General features: G+C 68.0%; 20 protein-coding genes and 1 pseudogene. 9 read left to right on the top strand and 12 right to left on the bottom strand.

The genetic code is table 11. The features are described from left to right. Positions 1 to 31: 31 nt before the first annotated feature. From trpD to IAE56_RS09485, 10 genes are all read right to left on the bottom strand, one after another. Positions 32 to 1063: an anthranilate phosphoribosyltransferase gene (gene trpD, locus IAE56_RS09530; RefSeq protein WP_200752376.1), complete on the bottom strand. Its 1032-nt coding sequence runs from the start codon at positions 1061 to 1063 to the stop codon at positions 32 to 34. A gap of 16 nt (positions 1064 to 1079) precedes the next feature. Then, positions 1080 to 1667, bottom strand: a complete 588-nt coding sequence (locus tag IAE56_RS09525) for an aminodeoxychorismate/anthranilate synthase component II (RefSeq protein ID WP_049448425.1) — start codon at positions 1665 to 1667, stop codon at positions 1080 to 1082. A 2-nt stretch (positions 1668 to 1669) separates the two neighbouring features. Continuing rightward, a complete protein-coding gene (locus IAE56_RS09520) occupies positions 1670 to 2443 on the bottom strand; it encodes an SIMPL domain-containing protein (RefSeq protein WP_200752375.1) in 774 nt (257 codons plus the stop codon). A gap of 67 nt (positions 2444 to 2510) precedes the next feature. Further along, the gene (gene trpE, locus IAE56_RS09515; RefSeq protein WP_200752374.1) at positions 2511 to 3986 is read right to left on the bottom strand and encodes an anthranilate synthase component I; all 1476 of its coding nucleotides are present in this window, start codon (positions 3984 to 3986) and stop codon (positions 2511 to 2513) included. A gap of 447 nt (positions 3987 to 4433) precedes the next feature. Continuing rightward, a complete protein-coding gene (gene yegS / locus IAE56_RS09510) occupies positions 4434 to 5369 on the bottom strand; it encodes a lipid kinase YegS (RefSeq protein ID WP_200752373.1) in 936 nt (311 codons plus the stop codon). 74 nt (positions 5370 to 5443) lie between these two features. Continuing rightward, positions 5444 to 5929 (bottom strand): hypothetical protein, encoded by a 486-nt coding sequence (locus IAE56_RS09505; RefSeq protein WP_108770250.1) that lies wholly within the window; start codon positions 5927 to 5929, stop codon positions 5444 to 5446. A gap of 194 nt (positions 5930 to 6123) precedes the next feature. Next, positions 6124 to 6723 (bottom strand): hypothetical protein, encoded by a 600-nt coding sequence (locus tag IAE56_RS09500; RefSeq protein ID WP_200752372.1) that lies wholly within the window; start codon positions 6721 to 6723, stop codon positions 6124 to 6126. A gap of 7 nt (positions 6724 to 6730) precedes the next feature. Then, positions 6731 to 7210 carry a GNAT family N-acetyltransferase gene (locus IAE56_RS09495; RefSeq protein ID WP_049411837.1) on the bottom strand — a complete coding sequence of 160 codons (480 nt, stop codon included), beginning with the start codon at positions 7208 to 7210 and terminating at the stop codon, positions 6731 to 6733. A gap of 12 nt (positions 7211 to 7222) precedes the next feature. Then, the gene (rpe, locus tag IAE56_RS09490) at positions 7223 to 7900 is read right to left on the bottom strand and encodes a ribulose-phosphate 3-epimerase (RefSeq protein WP_108770252.1); all 678 of its coding nucleotides are present in this window, start codon (positions 7898 to 7900) and stop codon (positions 7223 to 7225) included. Between the two features lie 30 nt (positions 7901 to 7930). Then, positions 7931 to 8260: a DnaJ domain-containing protein gene (locus tag IAE56_RS09485; protein WP_079223907.1), complete on the bottom strand. Its 330-nt coding sequence runs from the start codon at positions 8258 to 8260 to the stop codon at positions 7931 to 7933. A 141-nt stretch (positions 8261 to 8401) separates the two neighbouring features. Here IAE56_RS09485 and IAE56_RS09480 point away from each other — a divergent pair, with 141 nt between their 5' ends. The 8 genes from IAE56_RS09480 to IAE56_RS09445 all read left to right on the top strand — a co-directional run bounded on the left by IAE56_RS09480 (position 8402) and on the right by IAE56_RS09445 (position 16355). Next, the gene (locus IAE56_RS09480) at positions 8402 to 9328 is read left to right on the top strand and encodes a phosphoribosylaminoimidazolesuccinocarboxamide synthase (protein WP_049448436.1); all 927 of its coding nucleotides are present in this window, start codon (positions 8402 to 8404) and stop codon (positions 9326 to 9328) included. A gap of 280 nt (positions 9329 to 9608) precedes the next feature. Further along, positions 9609 to 10094 carry an Mpo1-like protein gene (locus IAE56_RS09475; protein ID WP_200752371.1) on the top strand — a complete coding sequence of 162 codons (486 nt, stop codon included), beginning with the start codon at positions 9609 to 9611 and terminating at the stop codon, positions 10092 to 10094. A 353-nt stretch (positions 10095 to 10447) separates the two neighbouring features. After that, a complete protein-coding gene (locus IAE56_RS09470) occupies positions 10448 to 13276 on the top strand; it encodes a monovalent cation/H+ antiporter subunit A (RefSeq protein WP_200752370.1) in 2829 nt (942 codons plus the stop codon). Next, positions 13276 to 13653, top strand: a complete 378-nt coding sequence (locus tag IAE56_RS09465) for a Na+/H+ antiporter subunit C (protein WP_200752369.1) — start codon at positions 13276 to 13278, stop codon at positions 13651 to 13653. Before IAE56_RS09470 ends, IAE56_RS09465 begins: the two co-directional genes overlap by 1 nt. Next, positions 13650 to 15185 carry a monovalent cation/H+ antiporter subunit D gene (locus IAE56_RS09460; protein WP_200752368.1) on the top strand — a complete coding sequence of 512 codons (1536 nt, stop codon included), beginning with the start codon at positions 13650 to 13652 and terminating at the stop codon, positions 15183 to 15185. The genes IAE56_RS09465 and IAE56_RS09460 overlap by 4 nt, the downstream gene beginning before the upstream one ends. After that, positions 15182 to 15688 carry a Na+/H+ antiporter subunit E gene (locus tag IAE56_RS09455; protein WP_200732477.1) on the top strand — a complete coding sequence of 169 codons (507 nt, stop codon included), beginning with the start codon at positions 15182 to 15184 and terminating at the stop codon, positions 15686 to 15688. Before IAE56_RS09460 ends, IAE56_RS09455 begins: the two co-directional genes overlap by 4 nt. Next, complete coding sequence (locus IAE56_RS09450; protein WP_079223917.1) at positions 15685 to 15969, top strand: K+/H+ antiporter subunit F; 285 nt, start codon at positions 15685 to 15687, stop codon at positions 15967 to 15969. Before IAE56_RS09455 ends, IAE56_RS09450 begins: the two co-directional genes overlap by 4 nt. Further along, on the top strand, positions 15966 to 16355 hold the full coding sequence (locus IAE56_RS09445) for a Na+/H+ antiporter subunit G (RefSeq protein WP_116862791.1): 390 nt from the start codon (positions 15966 to 15968) through the stop codon (positions 16353 to 16355). The genes IAE56_RS09450 and IAE56_RS09445 overlap by 4 nt, the downstream gene beginning before the upstream one ends. Positions 16356 to 16440: 85 nt before the next feature. Here IAE56_RS09445 and IAE56_RS09440 read toward each other — a convergent pair whose 3' ends face one another. Beyond that, entirely contained in the window at positions 16441 to 17394 is a 954-nt protein-coding gene (locus IAE56_RS09440; RefSeq protein ID WP_200752367.1) for a sodium:calcium antiporter, read from the bottom strand. A 74-nt stretch (positions 17395 to 17468) separates the two neighbouring features. Then, on the bottom strand, positions 17469 to 18107 hold the full coding sequence (locus IAE56_RS09435) for a hypothetical protein (RefSeq protein ID WP_200752366.1): 639 nt from the start codon (positions 18105 to 18107) through the stop codon (positions 17469 to 17471). 123 nt (positions 18108 to 18230) lie between these two features. Here IAE56_RS09435 and IAE56_RS21125 point away from each other — a divergent pair. Then, positions 18231 to 18530 (top strand): annotated as a pseudogene (locus IAE56_RS21125) (hypothetical protein); the annotation flags it as partial.

Here is an 18530-nt window from a genome sequence, read left to right as displayed (position 1 = left end):
GCCATCGGGTGGGTCAGGCTGAACCGCGCGCTCAGGCAACCAGCGCGCGGGTGGTGTCAACGTACTGCTGCAGGCGCTGGCGGGCGCTGCCATTGGCGATGGCGGCACGGGCGCGGGCCAGGCCGTCGCCGATGTCGCTGGCCACGCCGGCCACGTACAGGGCCGCACCGGCGTTCAGGGCGACGATGTCCAGCGCCGGGCCCGGGGTGTTGTCCAGCACCGCGCGCAGCATCTGGATGGACTGCTCCGGGCTGTCCACGCGCAGGTTGCGGCTGGCCGACATGGCGATGCCGAAGTCTTCCGGATGGATCTCGTACTCGCGCACCTTGCCGTCGCGCAGCTCGCCCACCAGGGTGCCGGCGCCCAGCGAGATCTCATCCATGTTGTCGCGGCCCCAGACCACCATCGCGCGCTCGGTGCCCAGTTCGCGCAGCACGCGCGCCTGGATGCCCACCAGATCGGGGTGGAACACGCCCATCAGCACCGACGGTGCGCTGGCCGGGTTGGTCAGCGGGCCGAGGATGTTGAAGATGGTGCGCACGCCCATCTCGCGGCGGACCGGCGCGACGACCTTCATCGAGGGATGGTGGATCGGCGCGAACATGAAGCCGATGCCGGTCTGTTCGATGGCCGCAGCGACCTGTGCCGGCTGCAGTTCGATGGCCGCGCCCAGCGCTTCCACCGCATCGGCGCTGCCGGACTTGGACGACACGCTGCGGTTGCCGTGCTTGGCCACGCGCGCACCGGCAGCGGCGGCGACGAACATCGCGCAGGTGGAAATGTTGAAGGTGTGCGAGCCATCGCCACCGGTGCCGACGATGTCGACCAGGTGGGTGGTATCGGCCACCGGCACCGCCAGCGCGAACTCGCGCATGACCGTGGCCGCCGCGGCGATCTCGTCGATGGTTTCCTTCTTCACCCGCAGGCCGGTGAGGATGGCGGCGGTCATCATCGGCGAGACGTCGCCGCGCATGATCTGCCGCATCAGGTCGACCATTTCGTCGAAGAAGATTTCGCGGTGTTCGATGGTGCGTTGCAGGGCTTCCTGGGGGGAGAAGCTCATGGGAATGCTCCTTGGATCAGGCCGCCGGGCGCTGCAGGAAATTGCGCAGCAGGGCGTGGCCGTGTTCGGTGAGGATGGATTCGGGGTGGAACTGCACGCCTTCCACCGGGAACTGGCGATGGCGCAGGCCCATGATCTCTTCGATCGAGCCGTCCTCGTTCTCGGTCCAGGCGGTCACTTCCAGCGCGTCGGGCAGGCTGTGCTTGTCCACCACCAGCGAGTGGTAGCGGGTGGCCTGGTAACGGTCCGGCAGGCCGGCGAACACGCCCTTGCCTTCATGGCGGATGGGCGAGGTCTTGCCGTGCATGATGTTGCCGGCGCGGATGACCGTGCCGCCGTAGACCTGGCCGATGCCCTGGTGGCCCAGGCAGACGCCGAGGATGGGCGTGGTCGGGCCGAGGCGCTGGATCAGCTCCAGCGACACGCCCGCTTCGTTGGGCGTGCACGGGCCGGGCGAGATGACGATGCGCTCGGGTTTCTGCGCGGCGATCTCGTCCACGCTCATCGCATCGTTGCGCACCACCTTGACCTCGGCGCCCAGCGTCTGCAGGTACTGCACGAGGTTGTAGGTGAAGCTGTCGTAGTTGTCGATCATCCACAACATGGTCAGGTTCCGTCGCTTATCAGGAAAATGGCGTACACGTTTTCGGTGTAGGTAATGGGGCCGGCTTGCACCGACTCGGTGGACCGTGGTGCAGGGACGCCGTGCACGGGTGCCTGCGGGGACGGCGGAGCGGACGCCACGAGCGAGGCATCACCGTCCGGCCAGCTGCCTGCCTGCACCCCGTAGGCGAAGTTCGGCGCGACGTCGGAGATGCTGTAAAGACCGGTGATGCGCGTGCCGTACGCGCTTGCCAGATGGCGCGCGGAATCCCGCGTCTGCGCGGCAGCTTCACCCTTCAACTGTGCGCGCAGGGCGCGTTCGTCCGCATAGCCGGGCCGCATGCCACTGATCTGCAGTTCATCGCTCGCATTGACAGCGCGCAGGAAGCCCTGCAGGTCCGCCGTATTGGCAAAACTGCCCTTCACCTGGCGGCTGACCTGGGTCCCCACGTACTCCTGCTTGCCACCGGCATAGCGATGCTCCGGCCGGATCGCCAGGTTGTCGGCCCGTACGCTGCCGGACACCGCATGATTACCCTTGAATGCAGCCAGCACGGCTTGCACGTTGTTCTGGACGCGGGCGCGGGCACTCTCGACCTGGGCGTCGGTGGACTTCACCAGCAGATCGACCGAGAAGCGATCCGGCATCACCGTGCGGGTGCCCTGCCCCTTCACCAGCAGATGCGGCTGCGAGGGAATGGTGTTGGCCTGCGCCCATGCAGACGGGGCCATCGTGGCCAGCAGCGACGACCACAGCAATGCGCTCAGCAGCTTCATGCGGTACTCCTTGTCTTGAACGGGAACAGCGGAAGGTGCCGCGGCGCGGGCCACGGCACGGGAAGGCTTACAGGCCCTTGGCAGCCTGGGCGACGGCGCGGAACAGCGCGCGGCCCTTGTTCATCGTCTCGTCCCATTCCTTGTCCGGATCGGAGTCGTAGACGATGCCGGCGCCGGCCTGCACGTACAGGCGGCCGTCCTTGATCACCGCGGTGCGGATCGCGATGGCGGTGTCGGCGTCGCCGTGCCAGCCGATGTAGCCGATGCTGCCGGCGTACACATTGCGCTTGATCGGTTCCAGCTCGCGGATCACTTCCAGCGCGCGGATCTTCGGCGCACCGCTGACCGTGCCGGCCGGGAACGTGGCGCGCAGCACGTCGGCGTAGCTCAGGCCCGGCTGCAGCTGCCCGGTCACTTCGCTGACGATGTGCATGACGTGGCTGTAGCGTTCGATCACGAACTGCTCGCCCACTTCCACGGTGCCGGCCTTGGACACGCGGCCGGCATCGTTGCGGCCGAGGTCGATCAGCATCAGGTGCTCAGCGCGTTCCTTGGGGTCGGCCAGCAGCTCGGCTTCCAGCGCCTGGTCAAGCTCCGGCGTAGCGCCACGCGGGCGGGTGCCGGCGATCGGACGCACGGTCACTTCACCATCCTGCAGGCGCACCAGGATTTCCGGCGACGAACCGACCACCTGCAGGTCGCCGACATCGAGGAAATACATGTACGGCGACGGGTTCAGTGCACGCAGCGCGCGGTACACATCCACCGGGCGCGCCTTGAACGGCACGCTCAGGCGCTGGCTCAGCACCACCTGGAAGATGTCGCCGGCGCGGATGTATTCCTTGCTGCGCTGGACCGCATCGACGAAGCCTTCGCGGGTGAAGCCGGAAATGAAATCGGATTCGTCCAGCACGTCGCTGGTCAGCGGCGCGGGATAGCCCGCACCCGGCGCACGCAGCTTGGCGGTCAGGGCATCCAGGCGCGCCTGGGCCTGATCGAAGGCACCGTCGACGCGTGGGTCGGCATGCACGATCAGGTACAGGCGGCCCTTGAGGTTGTCGAACACCGCCAGCTCGTTGGAATCCAGCAGCAGGATGTCCGGCGTGCCCAGCTCGTCGCGGCCGGCCGGTGGGGCCAGGCGCGGTTCGATGTAGCCGATGCACTCGAAGCCGAACCAGCCGACCAGGCCGCCGGTGAAGCCCGGCAGGCCCTCCAGCTTCGGCACCGAGTGGGCGCTGCGCAGCGCCTCGACCTCGGCGAAGGGATCGGCCACCTCGCGGGTGTCCACCACCTGCCCGTCTTCGCGCACGGTCAGCGTGTGTCCGTGGAAGGCATACACGCGGCGCGCCGGCAGGCCGATGATCGAGTAACGACCAAAGCGCTCGCCGCCTTCGACGGATTCAAACAGGTAGGTATTGGGGCCGTCGGCGAGCTTCAGATAGACCGAAAGCGGCGTGTCCAGGTCGGACAGCACTTCGCGGACAACGGGGATATGGGTGTGGCCTTCAGCGGCCTGCTGCTGAAACTGAGCGAGCGAATTCAAGACGACTTTCCTTCCGGGACACAGCGTTATGGGGGCGGACGACGGCAACGGGCCACCATCGCCACCAACGGCGTGCGGAAGAAAGGGTATGCGGGGTCGTCAGGCTGGACACCCCTTGACTGTAACGCAGCCGGGGCGGGAGGGAAACCCTGTGAAACTGAACCGGCCGTCGGGGGGATGGCTGGGGAGTTCGGGCGGGGGGCGCCGGTAGAGTCGACGGTCAGTCGACTGCTCATGGCGGGACCGCTGAAAACCCCGCGCTGCGCGCGCAAGTCGACTGACAGTCGACTCTACCCCTTGGCTTCGGCTGCCAGCTCGGGGGCCTGGGGCTCATCGGTAGAGTCGACGGTCAGTCGACTGCTCTTGGCGGGACCGCTGAAAACCCCGCGCTGCGCGCGCAAGTCGACTGACAGTCGACTCTACCCACTCGACGCTACCCCGTTAGTGCTACCCCTGCCCGGCCAGCAGCGGGCAGCCGACCGGCAGGTGCATGCGCACCCGGCCTGCCACGCAATCGATGCGGAAGCGCTGCGCCTGCACCGGCTCGCCATCCAGGTTCAATGTCAGTGCCTGCGGCGCCTCGATCTGCAGCCACGGCAGCTGCGCACGGGTCGCCACACGCTCGAGTGCCGCGTCCTTGCCGCCGGTCAGCATCTGGCCCAGGGTTGCGGCGACCTCGCCGTCCAGTTCGGGCACCACGGTGACGTCCAGCAGGCCGTCATCGATCAGTGCCTGCGGGCACAACTGCTGGCCACCGCCAGCCTGGCGGCCGTTGCCGATGCCCAGGGCGATGAAGCCGCCTTCCCACTCGAAATCCGGGCCGGTGAGGCGCGCGGTGATCGGCTCGATGCGGCCCAGCTTGGCGATGCCGGTAATGACATAGGCCAGCCCGCCCAGCATCTTCTTCAGGCCCGCATCGGTTTCCACGGTCACCTGGGTGCCGAAGCCACCGCTGGCCAGGTTGGCGCACCACCAGCGTTTGCCATCGGCGTCCACGCGCAGCAGGTCGATGGGCCTGGCCGACACCTGCCCGATCAGGGCGAAGGCCTCCGAGGGTTCGGTGGGAATGCCGACCGACGTGGCGAAATCGTTGGCCGTGCCCATCGGCACCAGTGCCAGCGACGGCAGCGTGTCGGCCGGCTCTTCGCGATGGGCCAGAGTTTCGGCCACCGCACTGAGCGTGCCATCACCGCCCGCCGCCACGATCACGTCCACGCCATGGTCGATGGCTTCGGCCACGTAGCGCTCGGCGTCGCCCTCTTCCCAGGTCACCCGCACTTCCAGCTGCACGCCCTGCCCGCGCCAGCGGCCAACCGCACTGCGCAGGTCGTCATTGCCAGCGGATTTACCGTTGAGTATCAGGCGCCAGCGCGGGGTAGTCATGCAGAGCTTCCAAGGATGGGGCCACCAACACTAGCAGCGCCCGACGGCGGGCCCGGTGAAGCCGGCGAAATCGTTCAGCCGAGCGCAATAACCCCAACTTTCAAGGGACGTTCCTCCGTGTACATCGGCTCGTCTGTGTCGGCATCGATTTCGTCATCGGCCTGGCCCTCTTCAAAGCACATGTATCGAGGGTTGTTCCAATCCGCGGCCACAATGGCCTGCACAACACTGCGGATATCGGTCGTTTCAACGTGGTGGCAGCCAAATGGCAGATGGCCGTGCTCGGATGACACCAGACTCAGGCGCAGTTGGCGCACCAGCATGTCATGCCAGCAGTAGAGCGTCATTGCGTGGCCCGGGATCTGCGCGGCACGGTGGCTGGCAAGCCTGCGGATGAATGCTACTACCTGACCGACATCCAGGGTCACTTCCGGCGGCGGTGAGAATGCGCAGAGATTGCCGTTCGCCTCGGCGTTTATGCAGTCCAGATCAATGACCAGCGTATCTTCTGCTGCAAACTGAAACCACGACTCAAGCAGCGTAACGGCATCATTCTCCATCCCCACAGTCTAGTGCCCGTGCGACGGCACCCAAACAGCCGTTTGCGACATCATGTCATCCAGCTGTCACCGAGCAGCCGGAGAATGGAAGGCCATAGCAGGGAAGACGGATGGAGGCAGGATCAGCCTCCCACGAATGCAGCAGGGCCGCGCCAGCGTTTGGCGCGGCCTTTTTTTTGCCATGCCGCGACGGCTCAGAGATAGGCGTCGATCGGGCTGTGCAGCAGGCAGCTGTCGAAATCATCCACGTCGCGCAGCCCTGCGTGATCGATGCCGTGCTGCTGCAGGAGGATGGCGAGTGCACCCATGCCATCGGCAAACCGGCGCTCGACCCGCGTCAGTGGATCATGCATGGCGAGGTCGTAGTCGAAGCCATAGGCCGTTTCGGTGAAGCGTGCGGCGTGGGTGACAAGACGCACCTCGAAGGCACCGTGCGCACCCGGCAGGACATGCACGAACCGGCGCAGGTCGTCCTGTGCTGCAAGCTCTGCTGCCAGGGGGTGTCCCTGCGCGATCCGTTCCAGGGGAGGCAGCGGCGGTGCCGGATGGCGGCGCTGCCACAGCACCAGCGCGCGCTCGACATCATGGCCGCACCGCTGCAGGTCGGCGGCAGCCTCATCCACCGGGGCGCCCGTGCGTTGCCTGTACTCGGCAACCAGCCGGCGCACGATCCAGGCATGCGCCATGGCAAGATCCCCACCCGATTCCATCAGTGCCTGCCGGCAGGTACTGATGGACGCGGGCAGCTGCTGGCGAAGCAGGGTGATGCGTTGCGGCAGGGTCAGCGCATCCACGTGGCGGCTACCCGGCAAATGCCTTCAGCGCCGCGCCTTCCAGCCGGTACACGGTCCACTCGTCCTGCGGCTTGGCACCGGCGGCGGTGTAGAACTCGATGGCCGGGGTATTCCAGTCCAGCACCGACCATTCGAAGCGGCCGCAGCCTTCAGCCACCGCCTGGCGGGCGATGTACTTCAGCAGCGCCTTGCCGGCGCCGACACCGCGCTTTTCCTGGCTGACGTACAGGTCTTCCAGGTAGATGCCCTTGCGACCCAGCCAGGTGGAATAGTTGTAGAAATACACCGCATAGCCGATGGCCTCGCCGTCGGCTTCGCAGATCAGCGCGCGGGCGGTGGCATCGGCGCCGAACAGGCTCTCGGCGATGCCGATCTCATCGGTCTGCACCGAATGTTCGGCCTTCTCGTAGATGGCCAGCTCGCGGATGAAATGCAGGATCAGGCCAGCGTCGGCCACGGTGGCCGGACGGATGTTCAACACGGCCACCGTCGCCATGGCTCAGCCCCTCGCTGCAGCGACGTTCGCGCGCATCTGCGCGATCACGTCCTGGTAGCTGGTCTTGGCATTGAAGATGGCCGAGCCGGCCACGAAGGTATCGGCACCGGCGGCGGCGATCGCGCCGATGTTGTCAGCCTTCACGCCGCCGTCGATCTCCAGGCGGATGTCCTTGCCGCTGGCATCGATCTTCTGGCGCACCACGCGCAGCTTGTCCAGCGCCGAAGGAATGAAGGCCTGGCCGCCGAAGCCCGGGTTGACCGACATCAGCAGCACCAGGTCCAGGTCATCCAGCACCCAGTCCAGGATGTCCACCGGGGTGGCCGGGTTCAGCACCAGGCCCGGCTTGCAGCCCAGCGAGCGGATCAACTGGATGGTGCGGTGCGGGTGGCGGCTGGCCTCCGGGTGGAAGCTGATGTAGGTGGCACCGGCCTCGGCGAAGTCCGGGATGATGCGGTCCACCGGTTCAACCATCAGGTGCACGTCGATCGGGGCGGTGACGCCATGCTTGCGCAGGGCCTGGCAGACCATCGGGCCGATGGTCAGGTTGGGCACGTAATGGTTGTCCATCACGTCGAAGTGGACCCAGTCCGCACCGGCGGCCAGGACGTTGTCCACTTCCTCACCCAGGCGGGCGAAATCGGCGGACAGGATGGACGGGGCGATGAGGCAGTTGGACATGGCCGGGGCCTTGGAGACGAGGGAAAGGGGTCAGCGCTTGCGCAGCGTCTTGATGCGGTCGTAGGCGGCGTTGATCCGCCGCGACTTCTGCTCGGCCTGCTGCTGCAGCTCGGGGGCCGCGCCGCCGAGCTTGTCGGGGTGGTACTGGGAAATGAGCTTGCGGTAGGCCCGCTCGACCTCGGCGTCGGTGGCCTCGGAGGTCAGCCCCAGCTCCCGGTACGGGTTCTCCTTGTTCAGGCGGAACCAGTCCGAGTCGAAGGCATGGCCGAGCAGCAGGCCGATGACCGCCCCGAACAGCGGATTGGGCCGGAACAGCAGGGCCCCGGCGATGAAACCGAGCAGTTTTCCGTACCAGCGCATGGCGCCCCAGGGTCGACCGGCGAAATGGACGCTCATTTTACGTCACAGCGGGCCCGGACCGCTTTACACTAGGCCGCCCGCTGGTCAGCGGGCCCGCCGGGTCCGTTGGGCAGCCGTATCGACGAAGCCCCAGGAGTGCCCGTGCCAACCACGCTGTTGCAATCCGATCTCCCCGGCCTGCCCTTGCGCCATCGCGGCAAGGTGCGTGATGTGTTCGATATCCCGCGCGAGCGGCTGCCTGCAGGGACCCCGCCGGGCGACTACCTGCTGATGGTGGCCACCGATCGCCTGTCGGCGTTCGACGTGGTCCTGCCCGACCCGATCCCGGGCAAGGGCGAGATGCTCTGCCAGGTGTCCAACTTCTGGTTCGCCAAGACCGCGCACCTGATGCCCAACCACCTGACCGGCATCGACGTGGCCAGCGTGCTGCCCGAGGGCGTGGACCCGGCCCTGTACGCCAAGCGTGCGGTGGTCACCCGCAAGCTGAAGCCGGTGCCGGTGGAGGCGATCGCCCGCGGTTACCTGATCGGCAGCGGCTGGAAGGACTACCAGCGCACCGGCAAGGTCAGCGGCATCGACCTGCCCGACGGCCTGCGCCAGGCCGAGCAGCTGCCCGAGCCGATCTTCACCCCGTCCACCAAGGCCGCCGTCGGCGACCACGACGAGAACATCGATTTCGATGCGATGGTCAAGCAGGTGGGCGCGGACCTGGCCGAGCGCGTGCGCGATGCCACCCTGCGCATCTACAAGTTCGCCGCGGACTACGCCCGTGAGCGCGGCATCATCCTGGCCGATACCAAGTTCGAATTCGGTACCGATGCCGATGGCCGCCTGTACATCATGGACGAGATGCTGACGCCGGATTCCTCGCGCTACTGGCCGGCCGACGAGTACGAAGTGGGCACCAGCCCGCCGAGCTACGACAAGCAGTTCGTGCGTGATTACCTGGAGACGCTGGACTGGGGCAAGACCGCCCCGGGCCCGAACATCCCGGCGGAAATCATCGAGCGCACCCGCGCCAAGTACGCCGAGGCGCTGCAGCGCCTGGCCGGCATCAGCGTCGACTGATTGCCCCAGCGCCCCCGGCCGGAAGGTCGGGGGCGTTCTGCCTCGGGCGACTGCTGGCGGGATGCCGGCGGCCGGGTAGAGTCGACCGTTGGTCGACTATCGCGCGCAGCGCGGATTTTGCGCGATCGGAACGAACAGCAGTCGACCAACGGTCGACTCTACCCAGCCGGTCCCAATCCGTTGGCCCCACACGTCGGTCCCAACCCGTCGGTCCCGGCGGTTCGGGATTACACGGTGGCCCCCCCGCACCGTCCGGCCCGGGCCGGAGTATGCTGGCGGCATGCAGACCACCACCCAGCTTGCGCGGCCGATCGACCGCTACTTCGCCAGCTATTCCGACGACCACCGCAACGTCATCAACCAGCGCATCCACGTGGTGGCGGTGCCGGCGATCCTGTGGTCGGTGGTGGCCCTGCTGTGGTGCGTGCCGCCGCTGATCACCTGGTTCCAGTACGGCATCTGGTCGGCCTTCGCGATGTTCAGCGCCTGGTGCTTCTACAACAAGCTGTCGCGCCCGCTGGGCATCGGCATGCTCATCCAGTTCTTCGTGTTCGGCTGCCTGTGCCGCCTGCTGGAGGCCGAGATCGGCCTGAGCAACCTGCGCTGGCTGGCGGTAAGCGTGTTCGTGGTGGCCTGGGTGGCGCAGTTCATCGGCCACAAGTTCGAGGGCCGCAAGCCCAGCTTCCTGACCGACCTGACCTACCTGCTGATCGGCCCGGCCTGGGTGATGGCCAAGGCCTACCGCAAGCTCGACTGGCGCTACTGACCTCTCCCGCCGCGTCACTGTCCGTCGTTTCCTGAACGGGCACGTCCCGTCACCCCTGCTGCACGAACGACCTGCCAGCCTGCGATGCACGGTCGGCACACGCCTGCCTGCGCATCCGCCGTGAAAGCCACAGCCGTTGCCACGCGGGGGCGCAGGCCGCCATGCGCGGGCGTAGGGAGCCGATCCGGCAAAGCCGGCGACCACACGCCGCAAGGCCCTGGAATGGGCATGCCGCACCGCAAAAAAGATGAATAGCGCACGTTACATGCCGTTTGTGGCCGTTACATGGGTTTCGGCGACATTTGGCTGACTGTTAGACTCAATGACCTGCTCGTGAATCATGGATTCCCTGCATGCTCCCCAGCCTGCCCCTGCTGCTGGCCCTGCCGTTCCTGATGGCAGTGGCTGTTGCGGCCTTCCCCCGTAGTTCCCGCTCGACAGCCGCCTGGCTGGCGGCGCTGGCGCCGTTGGGCGGATTGGCCATCCTCGGCTGGCTGACCCCGGCCATCATGGATGGGCAGGTGGTCCGCAGCGTGATGCCTTGGCTGCCGCAGATAGGGCTGGACTTCGCCCTGCGCCTGGACGGCCTGGCCTGGATGTTCGCCGGCATGGTGCTGGGCATCGGCGCGCTGGTGGTGCTGTACGCGCGCTACTACCTCAGCAGCCAGGACAACGCGCACCGCTTCTACTGCTACCTGCTGCTGTTCATGGGCGCCATGCTGGGCATGGTGATCTCCGGCAACCTGCTGCTGCTGATGGTGTTCTGGGAAATGACCAGCATCAGCTCGTTCCTGCTGATCGGCTTCTGGTCGCACCGCAAGGACGCCCGCGAGGGCGCGCGGATGGCGCTGGTGATCACCGGCGGCGGCGGCCTGGCCCTGCTCGGTGGCGTGCTGCTGATCGGCCGCATCGTCGGCAGCTTCGACCTGGACGTGGTGCTGGCCGCCGGCGACCAGATCCGCGCCAGCGCGCTCTACCCCTATGCCCTGTTCCTGGTGCTGGCCGGCATCTTCACCAAGAGCGCGCAGTTCCCGTTCCACTTCTGGCTGCCGCACGCGATGGCCGCGCCCACCCCGGTGTCGGCCTACCTGCATTCGGCCACCATGGTGAAGGCCGGCGTGTTCCTGCTGGCCCGCCTGCACCCGGCCTTGGCCGGCACCGACCTGTTCTTCTATACGGTCAGCGGCATCGGCGCGCTGACCCTGCTGATCGGTGCCTGGAACGCGATCTTCCAGCACGACCTGAAGGGCCTGCTGGCCTACTCGACCATTTCCCACCTGGGCCTGATCACCCTGCTGTTCGGCCTGTCCACGCCGATGGCGGTGGTCGCCGGCGTGTTCCACATCCTCAACCACGCCACGTTCAAGGCCTCGCTGTTCATGGCCGCCGGCATCATCGACCACGAGACCGGCACCCGTGATATGCGCAAGCTGGGTGGCCTGCGCAGGCTGATGCCCTTCACCAGCGCGCTGGCGATCATCGCCTCGCTGGCGATGGCCGGCATCCCGCTGCTCAACGGCTTCCTGTCCAAGGAAATGCTGTTTGCCGAGGCGCTGACCGCCGGCGGCCCGGGCACCATGCGCACGGCGGTGTCGATCGCCGCGCTGCTGGCCGGCGTGTTCGGCGTGGCCTACAGCCTGCGCTTCGTGCACGACACCTTCTTCGGCCCCGGCCCGCACGACCTGGACCGCGTGCCGCACGAGCCGCCGCGCTGGATGAAGGTGCCGGTGGAGATCCTGGTGGTGATCTGCGTGGCGGTGGGCATCGCCCCGGCGCTGACCGTGGCCCCGGTGCTGCATGCCGCGGCCGGGTCGATCCTCGGCGCTGCCATGCCCGAGTACAGCCTGTCGGTCTGGCACGGCTTCAACCTGCCGCTGGCGATGAGCGCGATCGGCGTGGTCGGCGGCGTGGCGCTGTATTTCGGACTGCGCAGGCTGATCAACCTGCACGGCGTGCAGAACACCGCCACCGGCCGCAACGTCTTCCATGCGCAGCTGGACACGGTGTCCGCGCTGGCCATGCGCCTCACCAACGGCATCGCCAACGGCAGCCTGCAGCGCATGCTGCTGGGCCTGGTGCTGGTGGCCATCACCGTGGCCGCCGCGCCCTACATCGCCAACCCGGCCTCGCCCAACTGGACCCGGCCGCAGCCGATCCCGCTGCTGGGCTGGGCGCTGTGGCTGGTGATGATGGCCTGCGCCGTGGCTACCCTGCGCGTCTACAAGCAGCGCCTGCTGGCGGTGCTGCTGGTCGGCGGCGTAGGCCTGATGGTGTCGCTCACCTTCGTGTTCCTGTCCGCCCCGGACCTGGCCCTGACCCAGCTGCTGGTGGAGATGGTGACCCTGGTGCTGATGCTGCTCGGCATGAACTACCTGCCCGCCCAGTCCGGGCCGGAGCGGCCGCGCTGGCGCAAGCAGCGCGATGCGGTCATCGCGATCATCGCCGGCGCCGGCCTCGGCGCGCTGGCCTACAGCGCGATGACCCTGCCGCCGAACACCATGGCCGGCGAGATGCTCGCCCGCGCCCTGCCCGAGGCCTATGGGCAGAACGTGGTCAACGTGATCCTGGTCGACTTCCGCGGCTTCGATACCTTCGGCGAGATCACCGTGTTCGGCATCGCCGCGCTGGTGGTGCATGCCCTGCTGCGGCGCACGCGCATGGCGCCGGAACAGATCATGCCGGGCCCGCCGATCAAGCTGCCGGTGCCGGCCGATCTGGCCCAGATCATGTTCCCGCTTACCCTGACGGTGTCGATCTTCCTGTTCCTGCGCGGCCACAACGCGCCCGGCGGCGGCTTCATCGCCGGCCTGGTGCTGGCGGTGCCGCTGCTGATCCAGTACGTGATCCAAGGCACCGCCTCGGTCGAATCCCGCTTCGGCTTCGACTACATCCGCTGCATCGGCATGGGCCTGCTGATCGCCCTGCTCAGCGGCAGCGCCTCGATGCTGTTCGGCGTGCCGTTCCTGACCAGCGGCCACCTCGACCTGCACCTGCCGCTGATCGGTGAAGTACCGCTGGCCAGCGCGATCGGCTTCGACATCGGCGTGTACCTGGTGGTGTTCGGCGGCGCCATGCTGATGCTGTCGATGATGGCCACCGTGAAGCCCTCGCGTACCCGCAGCGCGCGCAAGGGCGAGATCGACCTGCAACGCCGTTCGGCCCGCACCGGGGAGATGCACTGATGGAACTGGCCCTGGCCACCGCGATCGGCGTGCTGACCGCCATCGGCGTCTACCTGCTGCTGCGCGCGCGCAGCTTCGATGTCATCCTCGGCATGACCTTCCTGTCCTATGCCACCAACCTGCTGATATTCGCCGGTGGCCGCGTGGTGCTGGGCAAGGCGCCGGTACTGAAGGAAGGCGTGGACAGCAACCTGGGCAACTACACCGATCCGCTGCCGCAGGCGCTGGTGCTGACCGCCATCGTCATCGCCTTTGCGATGACCGCGGTGACCATCGTGCTGGCGATGCGCAGCCGCAGCGACAACCACAGCGACCACGTGGATGCGCACGAGCCGGATGAGGACGCACCGCCGCGTCAGGGCGAGGACCAGGCATGAATCATCTGGTGATCCTGCCGATCCTGGTTCCGCTGCTCGGCGCCGCGCTGTCCCTGTTCGTCGAACACCGCCGCTATGGCCCGAAGGTGCAGCGCAGCGTGGCCTGGACCGCGATGGCCGCGCTGGCCGTGGTGGTGGGCCTGCTGTTCGCGCAGACCGCCGGCGGCGACATCAACGTCTACCTGCTGGGTGACTGGCCCTCGCGGCTGGGCATCGCGCTGGTGGCCGACCGCCTGTCGGCGTGGATGCTGCTGACCACGTTGCTGCTGGCCATCCCCTGCCTGATGCATGCGTGCTCGGGCTGGGACCGGCGCGCGCCGCACTTCCACGCACTGTTCCAGTTCCAGCTGGTGGGCCTGAACGGTGCGTTCCTGACCGGCGACATCTTCAACCTGTTCGTGTTCTTCGAGGTGATGCTGATCGCCTCCTACGGCCTGCTGCTGAGCGGCGGCCGTGGCCTGCGCATGCGCATCGGCCTGCACTACGTGGTGTTCAACGTCACCGCCTCGACCCTGTTCCTGATCGCACTGGGCCTGCTGTATGCCTCGCTGGGCTCGCTGAACATGGCCGAGCTGTCGCAGCGCATCGCCGAAGTGCCGGCCTCGCAGCTGACGCTGGTGAAGGCGACCATCGGCCTGTTGCTGCTGGTGTTCTGCGCCAAGGCCGCGCTGATGCCGCTGTATCTGTGGCTGCCCGAATCCTATGCGCGTGCACCGGCTGCGGTGGCCGCGCTGTTCGCGATCATGACCAAGGTCGGCCTGTACGCCGTGCTGCGCGTGCAGATGCTGTGGTTCGGCGAGGACGCCGGCGCGCTGGCCGGCTATGGCCGCGACTGGCTGCTGTGGGCCGGCGTCGCCACCCTGGTGCTGGGCGGCCTGGGCGCACTGGCCGCCGCCCGCCTGCGCGTGCTGATCTCCTATCTGGTCGTCGTTTCGGCGGCGACGCTGTTCATCGCCTTCGCGGTGGGCACGCCGAAGGTGCTGTCGGCCGGCCTCTACTACCTGCCGCACAGCAGCTTCGTGGCGGCGGCCCTGTTCCTCATCGCCGACCTGATCCGCCGCCGCCGTGGCGGTGCCAGCGACCGCAAGGAAGTGGTGGCACCGATGCCGGGCAAGGAAACGCCGGCCGTGCTGTTCCTGATCGGCGCGGTGTCGGTGGCCGGCCTGCCGCCGCTGTCCGGCTTCCTGGCCAAGGCCGCGCTGCTGGCCGGCATGCCGGCGCAGTACACCGGCGCGGTGTGGACGGCGGTGCTGGTCAGCAGCCTGCTGGTCATCATGGGCCTGACCCGCGGCGGCATCCGCTTGTTCTGGCGCGTGCCGACGCCCGACCCGGACGCGCCGCCGCCGCGCAAGGCACCGCTGCGCCGCATCGAGCTGTATGCCGCGTGCCTGCTGCTGGCCTACGGCGTCGGCATGGCCGTGGCCGCCGCGCCGCTGATGCGCCACACCGACGCCATCGCCGCCCAGCTGCTGCAGCCGGGTGACTACGTGCAGCAGTTGCGCGCGACCACGCCGGAGATCCGCCAGCCATGACCGCCAAGCGTTCCTTCCGCCGCCGCGTGTTCCCCTCGCCCGCCCTGAGCATGATGGTGGTGGCGTTCTGGCTGCTGATGTCCGACAGCTTCACCCTCGGCCAGATCGTGCTGGGCCTGGTGCTGGGCGTGGTGGTGCCGCTGTTCGCCGCGCGCCTGGACCGCGAGTTCGCCCGCATCGGCACGCTGCGGCCGGTACCCAAGCTGCTGGTCGTCACCCTGTGGGACATCCTGATGTCCAACATCCGCGTGGCGATCCAGGTGCTCGGCCCGGAGCGCAACATCCACCCCGGTTTCATCTGGTTGCCGCTGGATATCGCCAACATCCATGGCATCGCCGCGCTGACCAGCATGATCACCCTGACCCCGGGCACCGTGTCGGCCGCGCTGAGCGATGACCGCAAGTACCTGCTGGTGCACGTGCTGCACCTGGAAGATCCGCAGGAACTGATCGACACGATCAAGCGACGTTACGAAGCCCCGTTGATGGAGATCTTCCCATGACTGGATTCCAGATCATCCAGACCACTCTGGTGGTGTGCATGCACGTGGTCGGCCTGGCCATGCTGCTGGGCACCTGGCGCCTGCTGCGCGGCCCCACCGTGCCCGACCGCATCCTCGCGCTGGACACGCTGTCGGTGACCGCCATCGCCGAGCTGATGCTGTTCGGCATGTACCTCAACTCGGCGATCTACTTCGAGGCGGCGCTGGTCATTGCCATGCTCGGCTTCGGCAGCACGGTGGTGCTGAGCAAGTTCGTGCTGCGCCGGGACATCGTCGAATGATCACCTTCATCCAGATCGCCCTGTCGGTGCTGCTGCTGTTCGGCTGCTTCTTCATCCTGGTCGGTGCACTGGGGCTGGTGAAGCTGTCGACGTTCTTCAAGCGCCTGCACGCGCCGACCAAGGCCAGCACGCTGGGCGTGGGCTGCGTGTTGGCGTGCTCGGTCTGCTACCACATCTTCCTGGGCCAGGACCCGCAGCCGCGCGAGCTGCTGATCACCGTGTTCCTGTTCATCACCGCGCCGATCAGCGCGCACATGATGGCCAAGGCCGCGCTGTCGCTGCTGATGGAAACCCGCCCCAGCCTGCCGGGCAACGAGCGCGCGAAGGAAGAGCAGCTGCCGCCGCCGGAACCAGCGCGGGAAGAGGACGCAACGCAGAACCGGTAGGTGCCGGCCGCTGGCCGGCACAGCTCATTGAGGGTGGGTGCCGACCGTTGGTCGGCACGGCACGTCATCCACGCATGGCGTGGATCTACACGACCAGGGCGATCTCCAGCCCCAGCCAGGCCACGAACGCACCCAGCAGTATCCCGCCTTCGCCGCGGCTGATCTTCAGGTCACCGCGCAGCATCGGGTACAGCACCAGGGCGAAGGCCAGCAGCGCCGGCAGTTCCAGGCGCACGAACGAGGCCGGCAGCGCCAGCGGCTGCAGCAGCCCCATCGCACCGATCACCAGCAGCAGGTTGACCACACTGGAACCCAGCACGTGGCCCAGCACCATGTCGCCGTGGCCACGCCGCGCGGCTGCGATGGCTGCGGCCACTTCCGGCAGCGTGGTGCCGATGGCCACCGGCAGCAGGCCCACCAGCAGCGGCGTCCAGCCCAGCGCCGCGCCGAAATCCGCCGCAGCGCCCACCACCAGGCGCGCGCCCCAGTAGAGCGTCAGCGCGGCGATCAGCACGCGCAGCACGTTCAGCGGCAGGCTGGTGCGGCTCAGCGCGGATTCGGCGATGACCGCCTGCACGTCCGGCGCTTCCAGGCGCCCGCGGCGCAGCAGCACGATCTGCACCAGCACGAAGCCCGCCACCAGCACGCCGGCTTCCCAGCGCTGCAGGCGACCATCCAGACCGAACACGATCAGCAGCAGGCCGGCGGCCAGCAGCGACCACCACAGCACGCCCTGCAGGCGCGCGCGCAGCAGCAGCGGCGCAGCGATGGCAGCCACCGCCAGGGTCAGGCCCAGATTGGCGATGCTGCTGCCGATGGCGTTGCCCAGGGCCAGCTCGGGCTGGCCGACCAGCAGCGCGCGCGCATTGACCGCCAGTTCCGGCAGCGAGGTGGCGACGCCGAGCAGCAGCAGGCCGGCCGTGAAGGCGCTGGTGCCGAAACGCTGGGCGAGACCGGCGACGGCCTTGACGATGGAATCCCCGCCGAGCGCCAGCAGCAGCAGGCCAAGCAGGAACCAGGCAATTGAGATGGCGATCATCGAGCACTCCCCAGCGGTCGTGGCGCGATTCTACGCGTGGCCCACCCTTGGCGGGTGAGCCACGGCGGCCGTGGTCAGCCGCAGCCTTCCACGTAATCCACCTGCGGGGTCTGGCCGACCCGCCAGCTGCCGACCTTGCCGTCGGCGCCCAGCGCGAAATCGATGATGGCCGCGCCCTCCTGGGCCGGGCGCACGCGCAGGTGCTGGGCCTTCTCGTCGTACTTGTCCGGGCCGACGTCGGCGCGTTCGGGGTACAGCAGCTGCAGCTCGCCCAGGGTCATGCCGACCTTGCCGCCGCCGGGGGCGACGATGCCGGTGCTGCGCACGTCGTAGCGCACCAGCTTGCGGCCCTCGATCATCAGGCGCGGGTCCCCGGCATCCTGCGGGCGCAGGAAGTAGCAGCCGTCGTTGTTGTCATCGGCCGGCAGCGGCTTGCCTGCCGCATCGGTGCCCAGTCCCTGCAGCGGCGTGCCGAAGCCACTGCGCACCTCGGCGATGGCCGCGCCCAGGCGGGCACCGCCGAAGCCATCCAGCCGCGCCGGGCTGTCGCTGCGCGGGTCGGCCGGCGAGGTGGTGGCCAGGTCGGCATCGGCCGGGGCGGTGGCGGTCGCCGTGTCCTTGGCCGGGGCGGGGGCAGCCTCGGGGCTGTCGGGGCTGCGCGAGCAAGCGGCCAGCGACAGCAGCAACAGACCGGCAATCGGGAGGTGTTTCATGGCGCGGATCCTTGGCATGAGATGGCTGCACGCTAGCGCAGCGCGCGTGCAGGTGCTGCATTGTCATCGCCGTTTCATGCCCCGCGTTCAGGCTCGGCGTGCACCGACTTGGCTGTCCCTCCCATGCAACCGCGCAAGACCGACCTCGCCCGAACCGCGCTGCAGGCCCACCGCGCGCCGCTGGACATGCGCCAGCGTCGCCTGCTGATCCTGTGTGATGGCCAGCGCAGCATCGCCGACCTGACCGGCTTGATGGGCCAGGAAGCGCCCGCCATGGTGATCCAGCTGATCCAGGGCGGCTATCTGGAAACCGGCGCGCCCGCAGCGGCGAGTCCATCTGCACCGCCAGCGCCTGCCGCGCCCCGCCCTGCGCCGGCGGTGGCAGCCGCACCTGCGCCCGCCCCCGTGCAGCCGGGGCGGGGG

This window comes from Stenotrophomonas sp. S41 (genome assembly GCF_016624625.1).
Classification (GTDB): domain Bacteria; phylum Pseudomonadota; class Gammaproteobacteria; order Xanthomonadales; family Xanthomonadaceae; genus Stenotrophomonas.
This window is presented reverse-complemented; position numbering and strand designations above follow the sequence as displayed.

What these genes read in the sequence shown, in the direction of transcription:
- trpD (WP_200752376.1), bottom strand. Translation starts at nt 1,063, where the DNA reads ATGAGCTTCTCCCCCCAGGAAGCCCTGCAACGCACCATCGAACACCGC.
- IAE56_RS09525 (WP_049448425.1), bottom strand. Translation starts at nt 1,667, where the DNA reads ATGTTGTGGATGATCGACAACTACGACAGCTTCACCTACAACCTCGTG.
- IAE56_RS09520 (WP_200752375.1), bottom strand. Translation starts at nt 2,443, where the DNA reads ATGAAGCTGCTGAGCGCATTGCTGTGGTCGTCGCTGCTGGCCACGATG.
- yegS (WP_200752373.1), bottom strand. Translation starts at nt 5,369, where the DNA reads ATGACTACCCCGCGCTGGCGCCTGATACTCAACGGTAAATCCGCTGGC.
- IAE56_RS09505 (WP_108770250.1), bottom strand. Translation starts at nt 5,929, where the DNA reads ATGGAGAATGATGCCGTTACGCTGCTTGAGTCGTGGTTTCAGTTTGCA.
- rpe (WP_108770252.1), bottom strand. Translation starts at nt 7,900, where the DNA reads ATGTCCAACTGCCTCATCGCCCCGTCCATCCTGTCCGCCGATTTCGCC.
- IAE56_RS09485 (WP_079223907.1), bottom strand. Translation starts at nt 8,260, where the DNA reads ATGCGCTGGTACGGAAAACTGCTCGGTTTCATCGCCGGGGCCCTGCTG.
- IAE56_RS09475 (WP_200752371.1), top strand. Translation starts at nt 9,609, where the DNA reads ATGCAGACCACCACCCAGCTTGCGCGGCCGATCGACCGCTACTTCGCC.
- IAE56_RS09470 (WP_200752370.1), top strand. Translation starts at nt 10,448, where the DNA reads ATGCTCCCCAGCCTGCCCCTGCTGCTGGCCCTGCCGTTCCTGATGGCA.
- IAE56_RS09465 (WP_200752369.1), top strand. Translation starts at nt 13,276, where the DNA reads ATGGAACTGGCCCTGGCCACCGCGATCGGCGTGCTGACCGCCATCGGC.
- IAE56_RS09460 (WP_200752368.1), top strand. Translation starts at nt 13,650, where the DNA reads ATGAATCATCTGGTGATCCTGCCGATCCTGGTTCCGCTGCTCGGCGCC.
- IAE56_RS09455 (WP_200732477.1), top strand. Translation starts at nt 15,182, where the DNA reads ATGACCGCCAAGCGTTCCTTCCGCCGCCGCGTGTTCCCCTCGCCCGCC.
- IAE56_RS09450 (WP_079223917.1), top strand. Translation starts at nt 15,685, where the DNA reads ATGACTGGATTCCAGATCATCCAGACCACTCTGGTGGTGTGCATGCAC.
- IAE56_RS09445 (WP_116862791.1), top strand. Translation starts at nt 15,966, where the DNA reads ATGATCACCTTCATCCAGATCGCCCTGTCGGTGCTGCTGCTGTTCGGC.
- IAE56_RS09440 (WP_200752367.1), bottom strand. Translation starts at nt 17,394, where the DNA reads ATGATCGCCATCTCAATTGCCTGGTTCCTGCTTGGCCTGCTGCTGCTG.
- IAE56_RS09435 (WP_200752366.1), bottom strand. Translation starts at nt 18,107, where the DNA reads ATGAAACACCTCCCGATTGCCGGTCTGTTGCTGCTGTCGCTGGCCGCT.